We start from the raw sequence: 20,161 nt of genomic DNA on the forward strand, positions 1-20,161 counted from the left end.
CCGACGCGGAAGGACGATGAGACGGACGGGAAACCCCCAGCCCTTCCCTGAGACCGCCCGGCCGAGACCCCGCCTCCCCCGGGCCCCGATCCCCTACAGGTAGTCCTCCAGGCGGGCGATCCTGAAGCCCTGCTCCTGTATGTGCTGGAGCATCCGCGTCGTCATGTGGATCTCCGTCGCGCCCTTGAGTTCCGACGGGCCGCGGAAGTGGGCCAGGATGATGTCGCCGGGCTTGAGGGCCGAGCCCTCGGCGTACTGGAAGTCGTTGATCTGCATCGACGCCCGCCACAGCACGACCTTGTCGATACCGCACTCCGAGGCGGCCTTCAGGGTGTCGTCGTTGTAGTTGCCGAAGGGCGGGCGGAACAGGACGGGCATCTTCCCGAAGCGCTTTTCCAGGCGCTCCTGCTGACCGCATATCTCCTTCTTCTGCGCCGCGAACGCCAGCGTGCGCATGTTGGGGTGCGTCAGCGTGTGGTTGTTTATCGTGCTGCCGGAGCCGTTGTCGCGGAGCTTCTCGAAGTAGCCGTAGTCCGACGACGCCACGTTGTCCGTCAGGAACATGCTGATCGGCAGCTTCAGGTCCGCCGCCATCTTCAGGAACTCGGGGTCCTTCTCCGCGCCGTCGTCGAAGGTCAGGAAGACGACCTTGTCGTTCGGCGCCACGGGTATTCGGTCCACGACCACCGGCTTGCCCGGCCCCGCCGGCTTGGGGAGCTGGGGCTTCTGCGCCGGCTTCGGGGCGTACTGCAGCGGGGCGGTCAGCCCCCACTTGCGGTACGCCTCGTCGCCCGGGGTGCCCGCCTGGGCCGAGGCGGACGCGGAGGCGCGGGCGGACGGGGAGGCCGACGGGCTCCCCGACTGCCCGGCCTTGCGGCCCAGCCTCTCGATGGGATCCACGCTGTTCCCGCATCCCGACAGGGACAGCGCGAGCGCGCCGGCCGTCAGCGTCCCGGCTACCAGCCGGCGCGCGTACTTCACAGGTAATCCTCCAGGCGGGCCACGGCGTACCCCTTGTCCGTGACGGTCTTCATGACATGACGGATCATGTCAGGCATCGTGCCCTTCCAGTCCTCGCGACCCCGGAAGTGCGTGAGGATGATGTCGCCGGGGTGCAGGTCCCTGTCCCACTCACGGTAGTCCATCCGGTTCGGGAAGGCCTCCGCGTTCCACAGGGGAACCGCCTTGATGCCACAGGACTTGGCCGCGCGCAGCGTGTCCTGGTTGTAGTTGCCGTACGGCGGCCGGAAGAGCTGGGGCCGCTTGCCGAACTGCTTCTGGATGGTGTCCTGCTGCCCGCAGATCTCCTCGCGCTGCTGCTCGTAGTTGAGGCCGGGCATGTAGCGGTGGTTGAGGGTGTGGTTGTTCAGCGTGACGCCGGCGGCCTGCATCTCCTTGAAGTACGGGTAGTTGTCCCGTACGAGGTAGTCGCTGAGGAACGCCGTGTACGGGATCTTCAGCTCCTGCATCATCCGGATGAACTCGGGGTCCTTCTCGGCCCCGTCGTCGACGGTCAGGAAGACGACCTTGTCCTCGGTCGGGACGGTGGTGAAGACCGGGGGCAGCTCGTCCTGGCCCTCGACCTCGAAGCCCTCGCGGGTGGGGATCTCGGGCTTCGTCTTCGGCCCGGCCGGGGCCATGAGCGGGGTCTTGGCCAGCCCCCACTTCTTCGCCATGACGGCGCGGGCCGCCTGGGCGGCCTTGAGCTTCTCGGCGGAGTTGGCGAGGGCGCCGGCCGCGCCGGAGCCGGCCTCGGCGGCGGGACGGTCCGGCTTGCCCTTGACCGGCGCGGCCGGGCCCGCGGCGCCGCACCCCGTGCCCAGGGCGGCGACCAGCAGCGCGGCCGCGGCCACCCCGTACCGGGCGCGCGGACGGGCCGCGGACCGGTGACCAAACTGCGTGGGATTTCCCTTTTGTCGTACTAGCTGCATAGCAGCGGATCCTTGCACCACGCGGCCCGGCTCCCCGCTCGACACCACGGCCGGAGCCCTCCCTTCCACCGACTGGCCGACAATGGAGCCGTGACTCCCGAAGACTTCGCCGCGCTCCTCGCCCCCGAGGGCCGCGCGCTCCTCGACTCGCTCCGCGACTACGACCCCGCCCAGGAGCTGGCCGTGGCCACCCGGCTGCGCCGCGAGCACCCCGCCGCCCTGGTGTCGGCCGCGCTGGGGCAGGCCCGGCTGCGGCAGCGGGCGGTGGCGAAGTTCGGGGCCGAGGACGCGTTCCGGATGTTCTTCACCCCCGGCGGCGGGGAGATGGCCACCCGCGCGTCCGTGGCCTCGTACCGGGCCGAGCGCCTCGCCGGACTGGGCGTACGCAGCGTGGCGGACCTGTGCTGCGGGATCGGCGGGGACGCGCTGGCGCTGGCGCGGCGCGGGATCCGGGTGCTGGCGGTGGACCTCGACCCGCTGACGGTGGCGGTCGCGCGGGCCAACGCGGAGGCGCTGGGGCTGGCGGACCTCATCGAGGTCCGGGAGGCGGACGTGACGGACGTCGACGTCTCCTCGTACGACGCCGTCTTCATCGACCCGGCCCGGCGCGGCGGGCGCGGGCGGATCTTCGACCCGGAGTCGTACTCGCCGCCGCTGTCGTGGGCGGTCGGGGCGGCGCGGGCCGCGCGGTACGCCGCCATCAAGATCGCGCCGGGGATCCCGCACGAGGCGGTGCCGGCGGAGGCCGAGGCGGAGTGGATCTCGGACCACGGGGACGTGAAGGAGGCCGTGCTGTGGTTCGGCACCGCCCCCGGCACGGTACGGGCCACCCTGCTGCCGGGACCGGTCGGGCTGGGCACCGCCGAGCCGCTGCCGGATCCCGAGGCGGGGCCGGTGGGGCGCTGGCTGTACGAGCCGGACGGCGCGGTGATCCGGGCGCACCTGGTGGCGGAGGTGGCGCAGCGGCTGGAGGGGCGGCTGATCGACCCGACGATCGCGTACATCACGGCCGACGAGCTGCGGGCGACGCCGTACGCGACGGCCTACGAGATCACGGACGTGCTGCCGTTCGGGCTGAAGAAGCTGAAGGCGCTGCTGCGGGAGCGGGAGGTGGGGGTGCTGACGGTGAAGAAGCGGGGGTCGGCGATCGAGCCGGAGGAGCTGCGGCGGAAGGTGAAGCCGTCGGGGCCGAACTCCGCCACGGTGTTCCTGACGCGGGTCGCGGGGGCGCCGGCGATGCTGATCGGCGGCCCCGTGGCGTAGCGGGGGCCCGGGCCTCCCCCGGCCACCGCTGGGGGTGCCCCCCGCGCCTCACACGCCGGCGAGGCTGGATTTCGCCGGGCGGGAGGGGGCGGCCCGGGTGCGTTCCCGGTGGGCGGGGCGGGCCCGGAGGGACCAGCTGTAGTGGGTGGCGGCCTTGGCCAGGCCCAGGAGCGCGGTGATCCACAGGATCAGGCCGAGGCCCATGGAGTACGCGACCTCCCCGACCGTGTCGGTGCCCGGCCGGGCACCCGACGCCGCGGTGAAGGCCGTCCAGAAGCCGAGGGCGCCCAGGGACAGCGAGGCCAGCAGCCACACCGCACTGCGGACCGGGGCACGCAGCCCCGCATCCGCTCCGGGGCCGTGGCCGGCGCCGTGGTCGGCGACGGCCCACGCGCACAGCAGCCGGTGCATCCGGCGCTCCTGCCGGGCACCCCGTACGAAGCAGTAGCCGGCCGGCACCAGGACGGCCGCCCCCATCCCGGCGAAGACGACGCCGAAGAGGCGCTCCGGGCCGGCGGCGGAGGCCAAGGTCATCGCGGCCGTGCTCACGAAGGTCCAGCCCACCGCGAAGACCGCCGCCAGCACCCACAGCAGCGCCAGCCGCCCCAGACCCAGGCTGCGGCGGCTCAGCTCGGCGAGGTGCCGCGCGCGGTCGGCCCGTACGACGCGCTCGTCCAGCCACTCGCGCAGGTGCGCGGGCGGCGGCGGGGGCGGCAGGTCACGGCGGCTAGGCATGCGCATGACCCTAGCGACGCCCCGTGGAGCTTCGCCGCAGCGCTCCTCGACCCGCGCTCAGCCGCCCTCCGTGACCTCGACGGACTCGAAGCGCCAGCGGTGCACGGGCCGGGTGATCAGGTCCGCCGCGGGCTCGGGCAGCTCGGGCAGCTCGGGCAGCTCCGCCGCGGAGCCGCCCTCCGGGGCCGGCCACCAGGTGACCACGAGGACCCGGTCCTGCGGGGCGCGCAGCACCTCGCGGCGCAGCGGATCCCGGGCCAGGACCTGGGCACGGGCCCACTCCAGCAGCTCGTTGCCCCGGCCTTCGACGGCCCGGGCCTCCCACATCAGCACGACGACGGTGTTCACGAGTAGAGGTTGTCCTTGCTGAGCTCGTGCACGTGGTCGTGGGAGTGCGCGTGGCCGTGGGAGTGGCCGTGCCCCTGGCCCTCGCCCTCGCCGTGCGCGGCGGACGTGCCCGGGACGTGCGGGTCCGTGACCGGGAGGGAGGAGTCCGCCGACAGGTCCCAGTCCGAGGCCGGACGGTTCCGCTTGACCATCTCGGCGCCCAGGGCCGCGACCATCGCGCCGTTGTCGGTGCACAGCTTGGGCCGGGGCACGCGCAGGATGATCCCCGCGTCGTCGCACCGCTCCTGCGCCAGCGAGCGCAGCCGGGAGTTGGCCGCCACGCCGCCGCCGATCATCAGGTGGTCCACGCCCTCGTCCTTGCACGCGCGGATCGCCTTGCGGGTGAGCACGTCCACCACGGCCTCCTGGAAGGACGCCGCCACGTCGCGCACCGGCACCTCCTCGCCCGCGTTCCGCTTCGCCTCGATCCAGCGGGCCACCGCCGTCTTGAGGCCGGAGAAGGAGAAGTCGTACGCCGGGTCGCGCGACCCGGTCAGTCCGCGCGGGAAGTCGATGGCCTTGGGGTCGCCCTCCTTCGCCAGCCGGTCGATGACCGGCCCGCCGGGGAAGCCCAGCTGGAGCACGCGGGCGATCTTGTCGAACGCCTCGCCGGCCGCGTCGTCGATGGTCGCGCCGAGCGGGCGGACGTCGCTGGTGATGTCCGGGGCCAGCAGCAGGGAGGAGTGGCCGCCGGACACCAGCAGGGCCATGGTGGGCTCGGGCAGCGGGCCGTGCTCCAGCTGGTCGACGCAGATGTGCGAGGCGAGGTGGTTGACCCCGTAGAGCGGCTTGCCCAGCGCGTAGGCGTACGCCTTCGCCGCCGAGACGCCGACCAGCAGCGCGCCCGCGAGGCCGGGGCCGGCGGTGACCGCGATGCCATCGAGGTCGCGCGCGCTGACGCCGGCCTCCTTCAGGGCGCGCTCGATGGTCGGGACCATCGCCTCCAGGTGGGCCCGGGAGGCGACCTCGGGCACGACCCCGCCGAAGCGGGCGTGCTCGTCGACGCTGGAGGCGACCGCGTCGGCCAGCAGGGTGGTGCCGCGGACGATGCCGACGCCGGTCTCGTCGCAGGAGGTCTCGATGCCGAGGACGAGCGGTTCGTCAGCTGCCATGGGTCTCACTGCTCTCAGGGTGTTCGGTGGTCTCGGTGGTCGGGTCGGCCGGGGAGGCCGCGGCGGCCGTACGGGCCGGGTCCGTCAGGCGCATGACCAGCGCGTCGACGTTCCCCGGCTGGTAGTAGCCCCGCCGGAAGCCGATCGGCTCGAAGCCGAAGCGCTCGTAGAGCCGCTGGGCGCGGGTGTTGTCGACCCGGACCTCCAGCAGCACCTCCGCGCACTCGAAGGCGGTCGCGGCGCGCAGCAGCTCGGTGAGGAGCCGGGCGCCGAGTCCGGTGCCCCACTGGTCCTTGGCCGCCGCGATGGTCTGTACGTCGCCCAGGTCGCCGGAGGCCGCCAGTCCCGCGTAGCCGACCAGGCGGCCGGAGGAGGGGTCCTCGGCGACGACGTAGCGGCGGCTGGCCCGCGGGCCGCGCGCGTGGGCGAGCTCGGACCAGAACATCCCGGCCGACCAGGCGTCCTCGGGGAAGAGCTCGTGCTCCAGTTCCAGCACCGGTGCGATGTCCCACCAGCGCATCTCGCGGAGCACTGCGGTCGGGGCGGTCACTGCGGGGTGACCACCTTGTAGTTCTTCGGCACCTGGGCGTCGGGGCGGCGCAGGTAGAGCGGCGTCACGGGGAGGAAGTCGGCGCCCGCCGCGAGGCGTTCGGCGGCCAGGCCGGCCAGGGCGGCGGCCGACTGGTGCTCGGGGTCGCGGGCGTCGGTGAAGACCTCCGGGTAGAGGCGGGCGCCCTGGCCGACGGCCGGGAGGCCGGCGACCCGCTCGGCGATGTCGGCCGGGCGGTCGACGGCGGGCTCGCCGACGCGGCTGCGCGGGTCCTCGTAGCGCGCCCAGTAGACCTCCTTGCGCCGCGCGTCGGTGGCGACGGTGAAGGGGCCCTCGATGCCGGCGGCGCCCGCGGCGTAGGCGAGCCCGTCGAGGGTGCACAGGCCGTGGACGGGGATGCCGAGGACGGCGGCGAAGGTGGAGGCGGTGACGAGGCCGACGCGCAGCCCGGTGTAGGGGCCGGGGCCGACGCCGACGACGATGCCGGTGAGGGCGTCGAGCTTCACCCCGGCCTCGGCGAGGACCCGGTCCACGGAGGGCAGCAGGAGCTCCCCGTGGCGGCGGGCGTCGACCTGGTGGGACTCGGCCAGGACGGACTCCCCGTCGTGCAGGGCGACGGTGACGGCGGGCGTGGCGGTATCTACGGCGAGCAAGAGCACGCGAACAGCCTACGACTCCCCGGCCCCCGGGCCTTGCGGCCGGTCGGGGCGGGGTCCGGCTGCTACCTTTCGACCGGCAGTGCGACGCGGCGACGAAGCGCAGGCGCGCACGACTCGGCAACGCAGCAGGAACCAGCACGCGCAGGCGCGGAGAGGTGGAGCAAGGTGGCACGCAGCAGCTCGGGAATCGTGGCCGGCCTCACGGTCGCGGCGATCGCCGCCATCGGCTTCCTCGGCTTCCAGGCGCACGCGACCGCTCCGGCGCACCCGGCGAAGGCCGCCGCGCAGGCTCCGCCGGCGCAGCCGCAGAACCAGGCTCCCGCGCAGCAGGACGCGGCGAAGCCGGCGGCGCTGCCGGCCGCGTCGGGGACCGGGCAGCGGGTCGTGTACTCGGTGTCGCAGAAGCGGGTGTGGCTGGTCACGGAGGACGGCAAGGACCCGAAGACCTTCACGGTGGTGCCGAGCACGGTGCACCCGGCGCCCGGCAGCTACCTGGTCAACTCCCGGGCGGGCACGGTCACCGGCTCGGACGGGGTGCCGATCGAGCACGTGGTCCGCTTCGCGAGCAGCACCGAGGGCATCGGGATCGGCTTCAGCGCCCGCGTGGACGGTCAGCTGCCGCAGCCGGACCCGTCGAAGAAGACGGGCGGCATCCGGATGTCGCGTGCGGACGGCGACGCCCTGTGGGCCTTCGCGCTCTACAACTCGAAGATCGTCGTCGTCCCGTAGTCCGGCCCGCCCTTCCGGGCGGACCTTTCACCCGTCCGTGGGTACCGCGCGCGGGCTCCCGCCGTCGTCAGGCCGCTTCCGGTTCCGCGGAGGCGGCCCGTTCGGCGTCCGCCGCGTCGTCGGCGGCGGGGTCCCGGGGGTCCGGTTCCGAGCGGGCGGGCGGCGTGGACACCGCGCTGGCGGCCGCACCCGCCGCGAGCAGGGCCCGCATGGACACGACGGGCGCTCGCTCTGCTCCTGCTGCCGACATGGCTGCCTCCTGAGACCCCGGGACGCCGAACTTAGGCACACCTAACCAGCGCTCGGTACCATGTCATCACGTCGGCCCGTGCCCGCGCAATGTTTTCCCGACGAGTTGTCGGCACATCGTCGGTACACCGGCCGGCGGCCGGCCGGGCGTCAGGGCGCCCGCCGGCCCGGCTACGCCGGCGACAGCCGCGCCAGCTCCGGCCCGGCCTGCTCCCACCGGGCGCCCACGCCGCGCAGCGCGACCTCGCGCACGTCGTCCAGGACCTCCTCGTGGCCGACCGCCCGCCCGATGACCACGTGCAGCCGGTCGTCGGAGAGCTCCTCGACCTTGCCGTCGCCCCACTCCACGACGACCACGGAATCGGGCAGCGAGACGTCCAGGTCCAGGTCCTCCATCTCGTCCAGCCCGCCGCCGAGCCGGTACGCGTCCACGTGCACCAGCGGCGGGCCGTCGCCCAGGGACGGGTGCACCCGGGCGATCACGAAGGTCGGCGAGGTCACGGCCCCGCGCACGCCCAGCCCCTCCCCCAGCCCCCGGGTCAGGGTGGTCTTGCCCGCGCCGAGCTCACCGGTCAGCAGGACCAGGTCGCCGGGGCGCAGCAGGCCGGCGATCCTGCGGCCCAGTTCCTGCATGGAGGCGGGCGAGTCGACGGTGATCAGGGTTTCGGCGGCGGCCTCGGCCAGGGCCTCAGCGGCCGGGCTGCGCGGCGCTTCCCGCTGTACGTCTTCCATGCGCCCCAACGTTAGTCGGTGCGGGGACGGCGCCGGCGCGCTCCAGCAGGCCGGTGAGCAGCGCCGTCACGATCTCGGGGCGCTCCAGCATCATCAGGTGCCCGGTCTCCTCCAGGACCGCCAGCTCGGCGGCCGGCAGCTCCTCCTTGATCGCGACGCTGTGCGCCGGCGGGATGATCATGTCGCGGTCCCCGGCGACGACGGTGACGGGGATGTCGGCGAACTTCTGGAGGGCGGCGCTCTTGTCGTGGATCTGGAAGGCCGGGTAGAACTCGGCGACCACGTCGATCGGAGTGGCCTCGATCAGCCGCTCGGCGAAGCGCGCGACGCCGGGGTCGACCTCGCGGGAACCGAACGAGTACAGCTTGATCATGCCGGCGAAGAGGTCGGCGGTGGCGCGGCGTCCCTTCTCCACCAGCTCCACCTGGGAGCCGAGGGCCTTGAGCACACCCGGCAGGAGGCGGCGCACGGCCCCCTGCCCGAGGGACGGCAGCCCGTACGTGACCTCGTCGAGCCGCCCGCTGGACGTGCCGACCAGGGCCACGCCGAGGACGCGCTCGCGCACCAGTTCCGGGAACTGCTCGGCGAGGGCCATGACGGTCATGCCGCCCATGGAGTGGCCGACGAGGACGAGCGGGCCCTGGGGCGCGGCGGCGTCGATGACGGCCTTGAGGTCGCGGCCGAGCTGGTCGATGGTGATGGGCTCGCCGTCGGCCTGGGCCAGGCCCCGGGCGCTGCGGCCGTGGCTGCGCTGGTCCCAGTAGACGGCGCGGACGAGCCCGCGCAGGGCGGCGCGCTGGAAGTGCCAGGAGTCCTGGCTGAGGCAGTAGCCGTGGCAGAACACGACGGTGGCGGGGGCCGCGTCCTTGCGGCGCAGCCGGCGCTTCACACCGCCGGGGGCCGCGGTCTCCTCGGCCTCGTCGACCTCGTAGTAGAGCTCGGTGCCGTCCTCGGCGCGGCAGGTGCCCTCGGTCCCGCGCAGGGAGCCGTAGTCCCCGGCGGCGTCCAGCGCGAGGCGCGCCTTGCGGCGGATGCCCCGGCCCACGGTGATCCGTTCGACGGCGACACCGGCCGCGGCGCCCGCCGCCATGACGCCGATGGCGGCGCCGGCCCAGCCGGCCTTGCGCCAGTTCTCGCTCACGACACGTTCCCGCTCACGTCGCCGCCGTCCTCACTCAGCCTCAGCCGCCCAGGTAGACCCGGGGCACCCGACCTCCGATACGGGTGACGATCTCATACGCGATCGTATGCGCCGCTTGAGCCCAGTCCTCGGCGGTGGGCTCGCCGCGCTCGGCGTCGCCGAGGATGACGACCTCGTCGCCGGGTGCGGCGAGGTCCTCGCCGAGGTCGACGACGAACTGGTCCATGGCGATCCGCCCGGCGGCCCGCCGGATCTTCCCGGCGACGAGCACGGGTCCTCGGCCGGAGGCGCTCCGCGGGATGCCGTCGGCGTAGCCGGCGGGGACGAGCGCGAGGTGCGTCTCGGCCCCGGTGACGTAGTGGTGGCCGTAGCTCACGCCGTGGCCGGCGGGGACGGTCTTGACCAGCGCGAGGGAGGCCCTGAGGGTCATCGCGGGCCGCAGGCCGAGTTCGGCGGGGGTGCCCAGCTCGGGGGAGGGCGAGACGCCGTAGACGGCCAGGCCGGTGCGGACGAGGTCGAAGTGGGTCTCGGGGAGGGTGAGGGTCGCGGGCGAGTTGGCGATGTGCCGGACCTCGGGGTCGACGCCCTCCTTCTCCGCGTAGGCCAGCATGTCGCGGAAGGCGTCGAGCTGGAGCCGGATGGAGGGGTGGCCGGGTTCGTCGGCGCAGGCGAAGTGCGACCAGACGCCGGTGACCTGGACGGTGCCCTCGGCCTGGGCGGCGACGGCCGCGCCGACGAGTTCGGCCCAGTCGGCGGGCTGGCAGCCGTTGCGGCCGAGGCCGGTGTCGGCCTTGAGCTGGATCCGGGCGGTGCGCCCGGCCGCGCGGGCGGCCGCGCGGACCTCCTCCAGCGCCCACATCCCGCTGACGGACAGGTCGATGTCCGCCTCGATCGCCTCGCGCCAGGGCCCGCCCGGGGTCCACAGCCAGCACATGATCCGCCCCTGGATCCCGGCGGCGCGCAGCTCCAGCGCCTCTTCGGGGGTGGCGGTGCCGAGCCAGGTGGCCCCGGCCTCCCGGGCCGCCCGGGCGCACTGGAGGGCCCCGTGCCCATAGGCGTTCGACTTGACGACGGCCATCAGCTCGGACCGGGGCGCCCGGGCGCGCAGGGCGCGCACGTTGGCCCGTACGGCGTCAAGATCGATCTCGGCGTACACGCGCATCGGTGTCTCGTTCATCGCCCACAGTCTCTCAGAACCCGTACCCGCCGGTGATCCGGCACGGTTCGCCCCCTATGCCCCCACCGGCTCGTGAGGCGCGGGATCCGGGGCGGGGACACGGCTCCGCCGAGCGGCCACCCGGCCGGGCTACGCCATGACGCTGCGCCACGCCTCGGGCAACGCACCGGCCACCTCCTGCGCCACCACCGGCGCCCCGCCGGCCGCGAACCGCCCCGCGAGCCCGTGCAGGTACGCCGCCACCGACCCCGCGTCCACCCCCGACAGCCCCCCGGCCAGCAGCGCCCCCGCCAGCCCCGACAGCACGTCCCCGCTCCCGGCGGTGGCCAGCCAGGGCGTCCCCGTCGGGTTCACCCGTACGGCCCCGTCCCCGGCGGGCGCGACCAGCGTCGTCGACCCCTTCAGCAGCACCGCCGCCCCGTACCGCCGCGCCAACTCCCGTACGGCGCCCAGCCGGCCGGCCTCCACCGCCTCCCGCGCCACGCCCAGCAGCGCCGCCGCCTCCCCCGCGTGCGGGGTCAGCAGGGTCGCGGCCCGGCGTCCCCGCACCACCGCGCCGTCCAGCCCGCGCAGCCCGTCCGCGTCGACCAGTACCGGCACGTCGGCGTCCGCCAGGGCCCGCTCGGCCTCCTCCGCGCGGCCCGCGCCGAGCCCCGGGCCGACCACCCAGGACTGCACCCGCCCCCGCCCGACCAGCACCTCGGGGAAGCGCGCCAGCACGGCCTCCGCCGCCGGCCCCACGTACCGCACCGCGCCGGCGCCGCCCCGCAGCGCCCCCGCCACGGCGAGCACCGCCGCGCCCGGGTACTGCTCCGACCCGGCGACGACCCCGACGACACCCCGCCGGTACTTGTCGCTCGACGCGGACGGCACCGGCAGCAGCCGCGCCACGTCGGCGTGTTGCAGCGCCTCCATCGCGGCGGCGGGCCGCGGCGGCTCCAGCCCGATGTCCACCAGCCGCACCGCCCCCGCCCGCGAGGCCCCCGGATCGGTCAGCAGTCCCGGCTTGTACGCCCCGAAGGTCACCGTCACGTCGGCCGTCACCGCCGGGCCCGCCACCTCCCCGGTGTCCGCGTCGACCCCGCTCGGCAGGTCCACCGCGACCACGGTCGCCCCGGCCGGGATCCGCTCCACGAGCGCGGCCGCGGCCGGCCGCAGCCCGCCCCGGCCGCCGATCCCGAGCAGCCCGTCCACGACCAGGTCGGCCCGCTCCGGCACCGTCGTCCCGACCCGTCCGCCGGCGGCCCGCAGCGCGGCCAGCCCGCCCGGGTGCATCCGCCCGGGGTCCATCGGCACCGCCGTCACCCCGGCCCCGCGCCGCGCCAGCCGGGCGCCGGCGTACAGGGCGTCACCCCCGTTGTCCCCGGGCCCGACCAGCAGGACCACGCGGGACCCGTAGACCCGGCCGCGGCCGCGCGCCAGCAGCTCCGCGCACACGGCGGCCAGCCCGGCCGCGGCCCGCGCCATCAGGGCACCCTCCGGCAGACGGGCCATCAGCTCGCGCTCGGCGGCCCGTACGCTCTCCACGCTGTAAGCAGTACGCATGCCACCAGCGTGCCCCACCCGGGCCGTCAGCCCTCGGCGATCACCACCGCCGACGCGATCCCGGCGTCGTGGCTGAGCGAGATGTGCCAGGACTTCACCCCGAGGGCCCGGGCCCGCGCCTCGACCGTGCCGGACACCCGCAGCCGGGGCTGCCCGGTGTCCTCGACGTACACCTCGGCGTCCGTCCACAGCAGGCCGCCGGGCGCGCCCAGGGCCTTGGCCAGGGCCTCCTTGGCGGCGAACCGGGCGGCGAGCGAGGCGACTCCGCGCCGCTCGCCGCTCGGCAGCGTCAACTCGGTGGGGAGGAACAGGCGCTCCGCCATCTGCGGCGTCCGCTCCAGCGCCGCGCCGAACCGCGCGATCTCGGCCACGTCAATCCCCACACCGACAATCACGGCAACAACCCCTACTACTCCACAGTGACGGACTTCGCGAGGTTACGCGGCTGGTCCACCTCGTTGCCGCGCGCGGTCGCCAGCTCGCACGCGAACACCTGGAGCGGGACCGTCGCCACCAGCGGCTGGAGCAGCGTCGGGGTCGCCGGGATCCGGATCAGGTGGTCGGCGTACGGGACGACCGCGTCGTCGCCGTCCTCGGCGATGACGATGGTCCGCGCCCCGCGCGCCCGGATCTCCTGGATGTTCGAGACGATCTTGTCGTGGAGGACGGAGCGTCCGCGCGGCGACGGCACGACGACCACCACCGGCATGTCCTGCTCGATCAGCGCGATCGGCCCGTGCTTGAGCTCGCCCGCCGCGAAGCCCTCGGCGTGCATGTACGCCAGCTCCTTGAGCTTGAGCGCGCCCTCCAGCGCCACCGGGTACCCGACGTGCCGGCCAAGGAACAGCACGGTGTCCTTGTCGGCCAGCGAGCGCGCGAGGGCCCGTACCGGCTCCATCGTCTCCAGCACCCGGTCCACCGCCGCGGCGATGTCCGACAGCTCCCGGATCACCACCTCGATCTCGTCGCCCCACTTCGTCCCCCGCACCTGGCCGAGGTACAGGGCGACGAGGTAACAGGCCACCAGCTGCGTCAGGAACGCCTTGGTCGAGGCGACGGCCACCTCCGGCCCGGCGTGCGTGTACAGCACGGCGTCCGACTCGCGCGGGATCGTCGACCCGTTCGTGTTGCAGACGGCCAGCACCCTGGCACCCTGCTCGCGGGCGTGCCGCAGCGCCATCAGGGTGTCCATGGTCTCGCCGGACTGGGAGATCGCGATCACCAGCGTCCGCTGGTCCAGGATCGGGTCGCGGTAACGGAACTCGCTGGCCAGCTCGGTCTCGCACGGGATGCGGGTCCAGTGCTCGATGGCCAGCTTCGCGATCATGCCCGCGTGGTACGCCGTACCGCACGCCACGATCACGACCTTGTCGACCTCGCGGAGCACCGAGGCGGGGATGCGCACCTCGTCGAGGGTCAGCAGGCCGCTCGCGTCGATCCTGCCCAGGAGGGTGTCGGCGACGGCCTTCGGCTGCTCGGCGATCTCCTTGAGCATGAAGTAGTCATAACCCCCCTTCTCGGCCGCCGAGGCGTCCCAGTCCACGTGGTACGCCCGCACGGACGCCGGCGCACCGTCGAAGTCGGTCACCGACACCCCGTCCCGGCGGAGCTCGACGACCTGGTCCTGCCCCAGCTCGATCGCGGACCGGGTGTGGGCGATGAACGCGGCCACGTCCGAGGCGAGGAAGTTCTCACCTTCCCCAACGCCCACCACCAGGGGGGAGTTCCGGCGCGCGCCGACGACCACGTCCGGCTCGTCGGCGTGCACGGCCACCAGCGTGAACGCGCCCTCCAGCCGCCGGCACACCTGCCGCATGGCCTCCGCCAGCCCGGCGCCCGCCGCGCCCCCGACGCCCCGGGACGCCTCGAAGCGCTCGGCCAGCAGGTGGGCGACGACCTCGGTGTCCGTCTCGGACTCCAGCCGGTGCCCGCGCTCGGCCAGTTCGGCGCGCAGCGCGGCGAAGTTCTCGATGATGCCGTTGTGGACGACGGCCACCCGGCCGGAGTTGTCCAGATGGGGATGGGCGTTGACGTCGGTGGGCCCGCCGTGGGTCGCCCACCGGGTGTGCCCCAGGCCCGTGGAGCCGGCCGGGAGCGGCTGCGCCACCAGCTCCTTCTCCAGGTTGACGAGCTTTCCGGCCTTCTTGGCGCTGACGAGCTTGCCGTCGGCGAGGACGGCGACCCCGGCCGAGTCGTAGCCCCGGTACTCCAGCCGCTTCAGTCCGGCGATGACCACATCGAGCGCCGACTGCGCTCCCACGTATCCCACAATTCCGCACATAGGCCGCAGGGTACGCCTGAGTTGGGCCGCTGTCGGGTACCCGAACAGGACGAAAACAGGGCGTCAGCCCAGCTTCCTGACCTGTGCCTCGATCGCGGGCGCGGCCAGCCGCGCCTCACCGGACAGCCGGCTGGCGTGGAAGTTCACCAGCGTGCCGCCCTTGCGCACGAGCATGAGCTCGGTCTCGTACGGCTCGCCGTCGCGCTCCGCCTCCACGGTGTAGGCGAGGGCCTCGTCACCGCCGGACGCCGCGTGCGGGACGATCCGGGTGACCGTGACGGTCTCCCCGTTCGCCGTCGCCGCGTACCCGCCCTCACAGGCCCGCCCAGCGCTCTGCACCTCGACGAAGTGCCCGTGCGCGGCGTCCCCCGCGTACGAGGCGAGGGTCACCACCGTCACCGTCGAGCTCGCCGCGTCCAGCGCGGCCGCCCGCTTCTGCTGCTCCGACGCGTCGTCGGACAGCGCCGACGCCACCGCGATCACGGAGGCCCTGGCCCAGCCGGTCCGCCCGGCCGGCAGGAACCCGGAGACGGCGCGGGCCAGCTCCCGGCACTCGGGCCGGTCCACGCTCGCCGGGGCGCTGTCGTGCGTCTCCGGGGTGACCTTGTGGTCCAGCAGGTCCGCCTGCGCCACGAGCAGCCGCTCGGGGGCCTCCTGGGGCCGGCCCTTCCGCGACAGATCCTGTTGCCCCTTGCGCGCCGGCCCGGTCCCGGGCGCGGACACCTCGGCGGCGGCCGGAACGCCGTCCTCCACCACGATCACGGTGGGCCGGCCGGTCCCGCATCCGCTCACCAGCACGGCCAGCGCCAGCCCCGAGACGGTGCACGCGGCCGCCCGCCGCGCATCCGCGCCTCTCATCCGAGCTTCCCGGCCTGCGCCGCGACGACCGCCTCCTGCGGCTGAGGGGCGCCGCCGGGACCGCCCATCCTCTCGAAGGTGGCCAGGACGTCGCCCTTGCGGACGAACACGTACTGCACGACGGTCTTCCGGCCTTCGGGCAGCTCCAGCACCGTCTGGAAGGCCAGCGACTCGTCCCCGGCCCGGGCCGTCTCCCCGGGCAGCACCTGCCCGACCTTGATCGCCTTGGGCCCGTCGAAGGCCGTGTACCCGCCCGCGCAGCCCGAGACGGCCGCCTTGAGCGCCGCGAAGGCGTCCGCAGCGCCCTGACCCGCGTAGGAGTCCAGGGTCACGGTGGTCTGCGGCTTCGCGGCGCTCTCCCGCAGCGCGTCGAGCTTCTCGTCCTCACCGGCGTCGGCGGCGGCGGGCCGGGGCTCCTCCATGACCGCGGCGACGGCGGTCCCCGCCGCCCGGCCGATCGGTATACCGGCCTGCGCCCGGACGAGCGGCACGCAGACCTCCTTGTCGGACGGGACCTTCCGCTCCGGCTCGCGCTTCGCGCGCTTGCCCTCCACCTGGTACCCCGGCAGGTCCGCCGGAGCCACCAGCAGCCCGCTCAGCAGCGCGGACGACTTCGCCGTACCCCCGGGCGCGGCGTCGGTGCGTACGTCCTTCCCCGCACCGGCCCCCGCACCGGAGCCGGAGTCGCAGGCGGCGGCCAGCAGACACAAGGAAACGGCGGCCGCGGCCAGGACGCCGCGACGGACAGACGTGGTACCCACGTGTTGCTCTCCCCCAGGAAACAGATCACCGCGGGACGCCGGTCAACGTCGCGGTGACGAACAATGTACGACTTGCTCGATCACGCGACCGGTGTTAATGGCACATACGCGGGATCTTCCCGGTCACACCGGGGAATCGTGATCGGCACGAGACGTGACGGGCTTCCGATCGAGACCCGCTCGCGGACGCCCGCGCCACCTGGGCGTTCCCGCCCGCGCGGCCGCCACGTGACCGACCCCACCACCCACGGGCGGCCCCGAGCCCCGACAATGGGCGGTGTGATCACATCGCCGACACGCTGTACGCCGGACCACGCAACGGAGCGTTCCGGTTCCCGCCGGGTGCCGGAGCCCTCGCCCTACGTGGACCTCACGCGGGCCGAGTGGAGCGCCCTGCGCGAGCGCACCCCCCTGCCTCTGACGGCGGAGGAGGTCGAGCGGCTGCGCGGCCTCGGGGACGTCATCGACCTCGACGAGGTGCGGGACGTCTACCTCCCGCTCTCCCGCCTGCTGAACCTGTACGTCGGCGCCACCAGCAACCTCCGCGGCACCCTGAACACCTTCCTGGGCGACGCGGGCGGCACCGGCCACGGCGCCCAGCAGGGGACCCCGTTCGTCATAGGGGTGGCCGGGTCGGTCGCCGTCGGCAAGTCCACCGTGGCCCGTCTGCTCCAGGCCCTCCTGGCGCGCTGGCCCGAGCACCCGCGCGTCGAGCGGGTCACCACGGACGGGTTCCTCTACCCGATGAAGGAGCTCCAGCGCCGCGGCCTGACCTCCCGCAAGGGCTTCCCGGAGTCCTACGACCGGCGCGCGCTCACCAAGTTCGTCGCCGACATCAAGGCCGGCAAGGACGAGGTCACGGCCCCCGTCTACTCGCACCTGATCTACGACATCGTCCCGGACGAGCGGCTCGTCGTGCGCCGCCCGGACATCCTCATCGTCGAGGGCCTCAACGTCCTCCAGCCGGCCCTGCCGGGCAAGGACGGCCGGACCCGGGTCGGCCTCGCCGACTACTTCGACTTCAGCGTGTACGTGGACGCCCGCCCCGAGGACATCGAGCGCTGGTACCTCAACCGCTTCCGGAAGCTGCGCGAGACCGCGTTCCAGAACCCGTTCTCCTACTTCCGCAAGTACACCCAGGTCTCGGAGGAGGAGGCCCTGGAGTACGCGAAGACGATGTGGCGGACCATCAACAAGCCCAACCTGCTGGAGAACGTCGCCCCCACCCGCGGCCGCGCCACGCTCGTGGTCCGCAAGGGCCCCGACCACAAGGTCACCAAGCTCAGCCTGCGCAAGCTCTGAGGCCCGCCGCGGCCGCTCCGGGGCCTCCCCGGGAGCGGCCGCGGCCGGGTACTCCCTAGCCGAGGGCCGACTTCACGACGTCCGCGAGCCGCCCGGCGACCGCGCGGGCCTGCTCGATGTCGGCGGCCTCCACCATCACCCGTACGAGCGGCTCGGTACCCGAGGAGCGCAGCAGCACCCGTCCGGTGGACCCGAGCTCGCGCTCCGCCTCGGTCACGGCGGCCGCCAGATCGGCGGAGGTGGAGACGCGGGACTTGTCGACGTCCTTGACGTTGATCAGGACCTGCGGCAGCCGCGTCATGATCCCGGCGAGGTCGGCCAGGGAGCGGCCGGTGGCGGCGATCCGGGCGGCCAGCATGAGGCCGGTGAGGGTGCCGTCGCCGGTGGTGGCGTGGTCGAGGATGATCACGTGGCCGGACTGCTCGCCGCCGAGCGCGTAGCCGTGCTCCTTCATCGACTCCAGGACGTAGCGGTCGCCGACCGCGGTCTGGACGAGCTGGACGCCCTCGCCCTCCATGGCCAGCTTGAAGCCCAGGTTCGACATGACGGTGGCGACGACGGTGTTCTCGCGCAGCTGTCCGGCCTCGCGCAGGGCGAGGGCGAGCACGGCGAGGATCTGGTCGCCGTCGATCTCGTTGCCGTCGGCGTCCACCGCGAGGCAGCGGTCGGCGTCACCGTCGTGGGCGATGCCGAGGTCGGCCCCGTGCTCGACGACCGCCTGCTTGAGCAGGCCGAGGTGGGTGGAGCCGCAGCCGTCGTTGATGTTGAGGCCGTCGGGCTCGGCACCGATGGTGACGATCTCGGCGCCGGCCCGGGCGAAGGCCTCGGGCGAGACGCGGGCGGCCGCGCCGTGCGCCTCGTCCAGGACGATCTTCAGGCCGTCGAGGCGGTTGGGCAGAACGCCGATCAGGTGGGCGACGTACTTGTCGAAGCCCTCGTCGTAGTCGGAGACCCGGCCCACGCCGGAGCCCGTGGGCCGGTCCCAGGGAGCGCCGGTGCGGTGCTCCTCGTAGACGGACTCGATCCGGTCCTCCAGGTCGTCGGCGAGCTTGTGGCCGCCGCGCGCGAAGAACTTGATGCCGTTGTCGGGCATGGCGTTGTGGCTCGCGGAGAGCATCACGCCGAGGTCGGCGCCCAGCGCACCGGTGAGATACGCCACCGCCGGGGTGGGCAGCACACCGACGCGCAGGACGTCCACGCCGGCGCTGGCGAGGCCCGCGACGACCGCGGCCTCCAGGAACTCGCCCGAGGCGCGGGGATCACGGCCGACCACGGCCGTGGGGCGGTGGCCCGCGAAGGTGCCCGCCTCGGCCAGTACGTGCGCGGCCGCCACGGAGAGGCCGAGCGCGAGCTCGGCCGTCAGATCCGCGTTGGCGACGCCTCGTACACCGTCCGTCCCGAAGAGTCGTCCCACTGTTGTCCTCCCGAGTTCACGCTTCGCTTGGTTACCGCTGGTGACAGTTGTTTGCCGCTTTTGGCGGTAAACGAACCGCCCCGACAGCACAGAGAGTGCTGCCGGGGCGGTTTCGTTGCTGAACAGCAGGCGCAGATTAACGCTTGCTGTACTGCGGAGCCTTACGGGCCTTCTTGAGACCGGCCTTCTTGCGCTCGACCGCACGGTCGTCGCGGGAGAGGAAGCCGGCCTTCTTCAGCGCCGGGCGGTTGTTGTCCACGTCCGCCTCGTTCAGCGCGCGGGCCACGCCGAGGCGCAGGGCGCCGGCCTGACCGGAGACGCCGCCACCCGAGATGCGGGCGATGACGTCGTAGCGGCCGTCGAGCTCCAGGAGCTTGAAGGGCTCGTTGACTTCCTGCTGGTGCACCTTGTTGGGGAAGTAGTCCTCAAGGGTGCGACCGTTGATCTTCCACTTGCCGGTGCCCGGAACGATCCGGACGCGGGCGATGGCGTTCTTGCGACGGCCCAGGCCGGCGGCCGGCTGGGGGTCACCGAAGCGACCGGCAAGGGACTCGGAGGTGTAGTCGCCCTCGACGGCGACGTCCGACTCGGTGGTGTACTCCTCGACGCCCTCGAACTCGTCGACGGGGGTCTCGGCGGTGGTCTCGGCCACGATGCTCCTCAGAATTCTCTGTGTTTAGGGGGTGGCCGGAACTACTGCGCGACCTGGGTGATCTCGAACGGCACCGGCTGCTGGGCAGCGTGCGGGTGCTGGTCGCCCGAGTAGACCTTCAGCTTCGAGAGCATCTGACGGCCCAGGGAGTTCTTGGGGAGCATGCCCTTGACGGCCTTCTCGACGGCCTTCTCCGGGTTGTTCGCCAGCAGGTCGTCGTAACGCACGGAGCGCAGACCGCCCGGGAAGCCGGAGTGGCGGTAGGCCATCTTCTGCGAGGCCTTGTTGCCGGACAGGTGAACCTTGTCGGCGTTGATGATGATGACGAAGTCGCCCATGTCCATGTGGGGGGCGTAAGTCGGCTTGTGCTTGCCCTTGAGGAGGGTGGCGGCCTGGGTCGCCAGACGGCCGAGGACCACGTCCTGGGCGTCAATGACGAGCCACTGGCGCGAGATGTCGCCGGGCTTGGGGCTGAACGTACGCACGCGTATGCCTTCGCTTCTTCAGTGGTGGGTCATCCCATAGGGCCTAAGCCCCGCGGGAAGGGTCCTGACAGGGTCACCACGGACGATCACGACAGCCCTCGTTCACATCGGGGACGCACCCGAGTGAAAACCGCTGGTCATCGGTCCGGTGGACCGGCGTAAGGCCCTTTCACGTGAGAATGAGAAAGCCAATACGCA

At 73.4% G+C, this 20,161-nt stretch carries 22 protein-coding genes; 3 read left to right on the forward strand and 19 right to left on the reverse strand.

Features of this window, described 5'->3' with window-relative positions; genetic code table 11:
- Nucleotides 1-93 precede the first annotated feature (93 nt).
- Together ACZ5NJ_RS16980 and ACZ5NJ_RS16985 are read right to left on the reverse strand one after the other, a co-directional pair.
- Complete coding sequence (locus tag ACZ5NJ_RS16980; RefSeq protein WP_468765684.1) at nt 94-981, reverse strand: polysaccharide deacetylase family protein; 888 nt, start codon at nt 979-981, stop codon at nt 94-96.
- Entirely contained in the window at nt 978-1,853 is an 876-nt protein-coding gene (locus tag ACZ5NJ_RS16985) for a polysaccharide deacetylase family protein (protein WP_468765686.1), read from the reverse strand. The genes ACZ5NJ_RS16980 and ACZ5NJ_RS16985 overlap by 4 nt, the downstream gene beginning before the upstream one ends.
- A 168-nt stretch (nt 1,854-2,021) precedes the next feature.
- On the opposite strand from ACZ5NJ_RS16985, the gene ACZ5NJ_RS16990 reads away from it, so the two are divergent.
- The gene (locus ACZ5NJ_RS16990) at nt 2,022-3,194 is read left to right on the forward strand and encodes a THUMP-like domain-containing protein (protein WP_468765688.1); all 1,173 of its coding nucleotides are present in this window, start codon (nt 2,022-2,024) and stop codon (nt 3,192-3,194) included.
- 48 nt (nt 3,195-3,242) lie between these two features.
- Here the strand turns inward: ACZ5NJ_RS16990 and ACZ5NJ_RS16995 are convergent, their stop codons facing one another.
- From ACZ5NJ_RS16995 to tsaB, 5 genes are read right to left on the reverse strand one after another with little or no spacing between them, the layout of a single operon-like run.
- Nucleotides 3,243-3,929, reverse strand: a complete 687-nt coding sequence (locus ACZ5NJ_RS16995; RefSeq protein ID WP_468765690.1) for a hypothetical protein — start codon at nt 3,927-3,929, stop codon at nt 3,243-3,245.
- A gap of 57 nt (nt 3,930-3,986) precedes the next feature.
- Entirely contained in the window at nt 3,987-4,256 is a 270-nt protein-coding gene (locus ACZ5NJ_RS17000) for a hypothetical protein (RefSeq protein ID WP_468765939.1), read from the reverse strand.
- Between the two features lie 17 nt (nt 4,257-4,273).
- A complete protein-coding gene (tsaD, locus tag ACZ5NJ_RS17005) occupies nt 4,274-5,428 on the reverse strand; it encodes a tRNA (adenosine(37)-N6)-threonylcarbamoyltransferase complex transferase subunit TsaD (RefSeq protein ID WP_468765692.1) in 1,155 nt (384 codons plus the stop codon).
- Nucleotides 5,418-5,978 carry a ribosomal protein S18-alanine N-acetyltransferase gene (rimI, locus tag ACZ5NJ_RS17010; protein ID WP_468765694.1) on the reverse strand — a complete coding sequence of 187 codons (561 nt, stop codon included), beginning with the start codon at nt 5,976-5,978 and terminating at the stop codon, nt 5,418-5,420. The genes tsaD and rimI overlap by 11 nt, the downstream gene beginning before the upstream one ends.
- Complete coding sequence (gene tsaB, locus ACZ5NJ_RS17015; RefSeq protein ID WP_468765695.1) at nt 5,975-6,637, reverse strand: tRNA (adenosine(37)-N6)-threonylcarbamoyltransferase complex dimerization subunit type 1 TsaB; 663 nt, start codon at nt 6,635-6,637, stop codon at nt 5,975-5,977. Before tsaB ends, rimI begins: the two co-directional genes overlap by 4 nt.
- Nucleotides 6,638-6,802: 165 nt before the next feature.
- On the opposite strand from tsaB, the gene ACZ5NJ_RS17020 reads away from it, so the two are divergent.
- Nucleotides 6,803-7,366, forward strand: coding sequence for a hypothetical protein (locus tag ACZ5NJ_RS17020; RefSeq protein WP_468765697.1), 564 nt, complete (start codon nt 6,803-6,805; stop codon nt 7,364-7,366).
- Between the two features lie 67 nt (nt 7,367-7,433).
- Here ACZ5NJ_RS17020 and ACZ5NJ_RS17025 read toward each other — a convergent pair whose 3' ends face one another.
- The 9 genes from ACZ5NJ_RS17025 to ACZ5NJ_RS17065 all read right to left on the reverse strand — a co-directional run bounded on the left by ACZ5NJ_RS17025 (nt 7,434) and on the right by ACZ5NJ_RS17065 (nt 16,110).
- Nucleotides 7,434-7,616, reverse strand: coding sequence for a hypothetical protein (locus tag ACZ5NJ_RS17025; protein WP_468765698.1), 183 nt, complete (start codon nt 7,614-7,616; stop codon nt 7,434-7,436).
- Between the two features lie 170 nt (nt 7,617-7,786).
- Nucleotides 7,787-8,347 (reverse strand): tRNA (adenosine(37)-N6)-threonylcarbamoyltransferase complex ATPase subunit type 1 TsaE, encoded by a 561-nt coding sequence (gene tsaE / locus ACZ5NJ_RS17030; RefSeq protein ID WP_468765699.1) that lies wholly within the window; start codon nt 8,345-8,347, stop codon nt 7,787-7,789.
- Nucleotides 8,304-9,437: an alpha/beta fold hydrolase gene (locus ACZ5NJ_RS17035; protein ID WP_468765941.1), complete on the reverse strand. Its 1,134-nt coding sequence runs from the start codon at nt 9,435-9,437 to the stop codon at nt 8,304-8,306. Before ACZ5NJ_RS17035 ends, tsaE begins: the two co-directional genes overlap by 44 nt.
- A gap of 91 nt (nt 9,438-9,528) precedes the next feature.
- Nucleotides 9,529-10,665 (reverse strand): alanine racemase, encoded by a 1,137-nt coding sequence (alr, locus tag ACZ5NJ_RS17040; RefSeq protein ID WP_468765700.1) that lies wholly within the window; start codon nt 10,663-10,665, stop codon nt 9,529-9,531.
- 129 nt (nt 10,666-10,794) lie between these two features.
- A complete protein-coding gene (locus tag ACZ5NJ_RS17045; protein ID WP_468765702.1) occupies nt 10,795-12,210 on the reverse strand; it encodes an NAD(P)H-hydrate dehydratase in 1,416 nt (471 codons plus the stop codon).
- Between the two features lie 26 nt (nt 12,211-12,236).
- A complete protein-coding gene (locus ACZ5NJ_RS17050) occupies nt 12,237-12,605 on the reverse strand; it encodes a holo-ACP synthase (protein ID WP_389609986.1) in 369 nt (122 codons plus the stop codon).
- Nucleotides 12,606-12,619: 14 nt separating this feature from the next.
- Nucleotides 12,620-14,491 carry a glutamine--fructose-6-phosphate transaminase (isomerizing) gene (gene glmS / locus ACZ5NJ_RS17055; RefSeq protein ID WP_468765703.1) on the reverse strand — a complete coding sequence of 624 codons (1,872 nt, stop codon included), beginning with the start codon at nt 14,489-14,491 and terminating at the stop codon, nt 12,620-12,622.
- A gap of 63 nt (nt 14,492-14,554) precedes the next feature.
- Nucleotides 14,555-15,349, reverse strand: coding sequence for a hypothetical protein (locus ACZ5NJ_RS17060; protein WP_468765704.1), 795 nt, complete (start codon nt 15,347-15,349; stop codon nt 14,555-14,557).
- A complete protein-coding gene (locus ACZ5NJ_RS17065; protein WP_468765706.1) occupies nt 15,346-16,110 on the reverse strand; it encodes a hypothetical protein in 765 nt (254 codons plus the stop codon). Before ACZ5NJ_RS17065 ends, ACZ5NJ_RS17060 begins: the two co-directional genes overlap by 4 nt.
- 270 nt (nt 16,111-16,380) lie before the next feature.
- Here ACZ5NJ_RS17065 and coaA point away from each other — a divergent pair, with 270 nt between their 5' ends.
- Nucleotides 16,381-17,412 (forward strand): type I pantothenate kinase, encoded by a 1,032-nt coding sequence (coaA, locus tag ACZ5NJ_RS17070; RefSeq protein ID WP_468765707.1) that lies wholly within the window; start codon nt 16,381-16,383, stop codon nt 17,410-17,412.
- Between the two features lie 55 nt (nt 17,413-17,467).
- Here coaA and glmM read toward each other — a convergent pair whose 3' ends face one another.
- The 3 genes from glmM to rplM form a co-directional block, all read right to left on the reverse strand.
- The gene (glmM, locus tag ACZ5NJ_RS17075) at nt 17,468-18,826 is read right to left on the reverse strand and encodes a phosphoglucosamine mutase (protein WP_468765708.1); all 1,359 of its coding nucleotides are present in this window, start codon (nt 18,824-18,826) and stop codon (nt 17,468-17,470) included.
- A 136-nt stretch (nt 18,827-18,962) separates the two neighbouring features.
- Nucleotides 18,963-19,478, reverse strand: a complete 516-nt coding sequence (gene rpsI / locus ACZ5NJ_RS17080) for a 30S ribosomal protein S9 (protein WP_030031261.1) — start codon at nt 19,476-19,478, stop codon at nt 18,963-18,965.
- A 41-nt stretch (nt 19,479-19,519) separates the two neighbouring features.
- Nucleotides 19,520-19,963: a 50S ribosomal protein L13 gene (rplM, locus tag ACZ5NJ_RS17085; RefSeq protein ID WP_030773854.1), complete on the reverse strand. Its 444-nt coding sequence runs from the start codon at nt 19,961-19,963 to the stop codon at nt 19,520-19,522.
- Nucleotides 19,964-20,161: the final 198 nt, after the last annotated feature.

The sequence above is a fragment of the Streptomyces sp. NPDC032091 genome, assembly GCF_055580265.1.

Coding starts and splice junctions, on each gene's coding strand:
- ACZ5NJ_RS16995 (WP_468765690.1), bottom strand. CDS start 3,929: ATGCCTAGCCGCCGTGACCTGCCGCCCCCGCCGCCGCCCGCGCACCTG.
- ACZ5NJ_RS17000 (WP_468765939.1), bottom strand. CDS start 4,256: ATGTGGGAGGCCCGGGCCGTCGAAGGCCGGGGCAACGAGCTGCTGGAG.
- tsaD (WP_468765692.1), bottom strand. CDS start 5,428: ATGGCAGCTGACGAACCGCTCGTCCTCGGCATCGAGACCTCCTGCGAC.
- ACZ5NJ_RS17025 (WP_468765698.1), bottom strand. CDS start 7,616: ATGTCGGCAGCAGGAGCAGAGCGAGCGCCCGTCGTGTCCATGCGGGCC.
- tsaE (WP_468765699.1), bottom strand. CDS start 8,347: ATGGAAGACGTACAGCGGGAAGCGCCGCGCAGCCCGGCCGCTGAGGCC.
- ACZ5NJ_RS17035 (WP_468765941.1), bottom strand. CDS start 9,437: ATGGCGGCGGGCGCCGCGGCCGGTGTCGCCGTCGAACGGATCACCGTG.
- alr (WP_468765700.1), bottom strand. CDS start 10,665: ATGAACGAGACACCGATGCGCGTGTACGCCGAGATCGATCTTGACGCC.
- ACZ5NJ_RS17045 (WP_468765702.1), bottom strand. CDS start 12,210: ATGCGTACTGCTTACAGCGTGGAGAGCGTACGGGCCGCCGAGCGCGAG.
- glmS (WP_468765703.1), bottom strand. CDS start 14,491: ATGTGCGGAATTGTGGGATACGTGGGAGCGCAGTCGGCGCTCGATGTG.
- ACZ5NJ_RS17060 (WP_468765704.1), bottom strand. CDS start 15,349: ATGAGAGGCGCGGATGCGCGGCGGGCGGCCGCGTGCACCGTCTCGGGG.
- coaA (WP_468765707.1), top strand. CDS start 16,381: ATGGGCGGTGTGATCACATCGCCGACACGCTGTACGCCGGACCACGCA.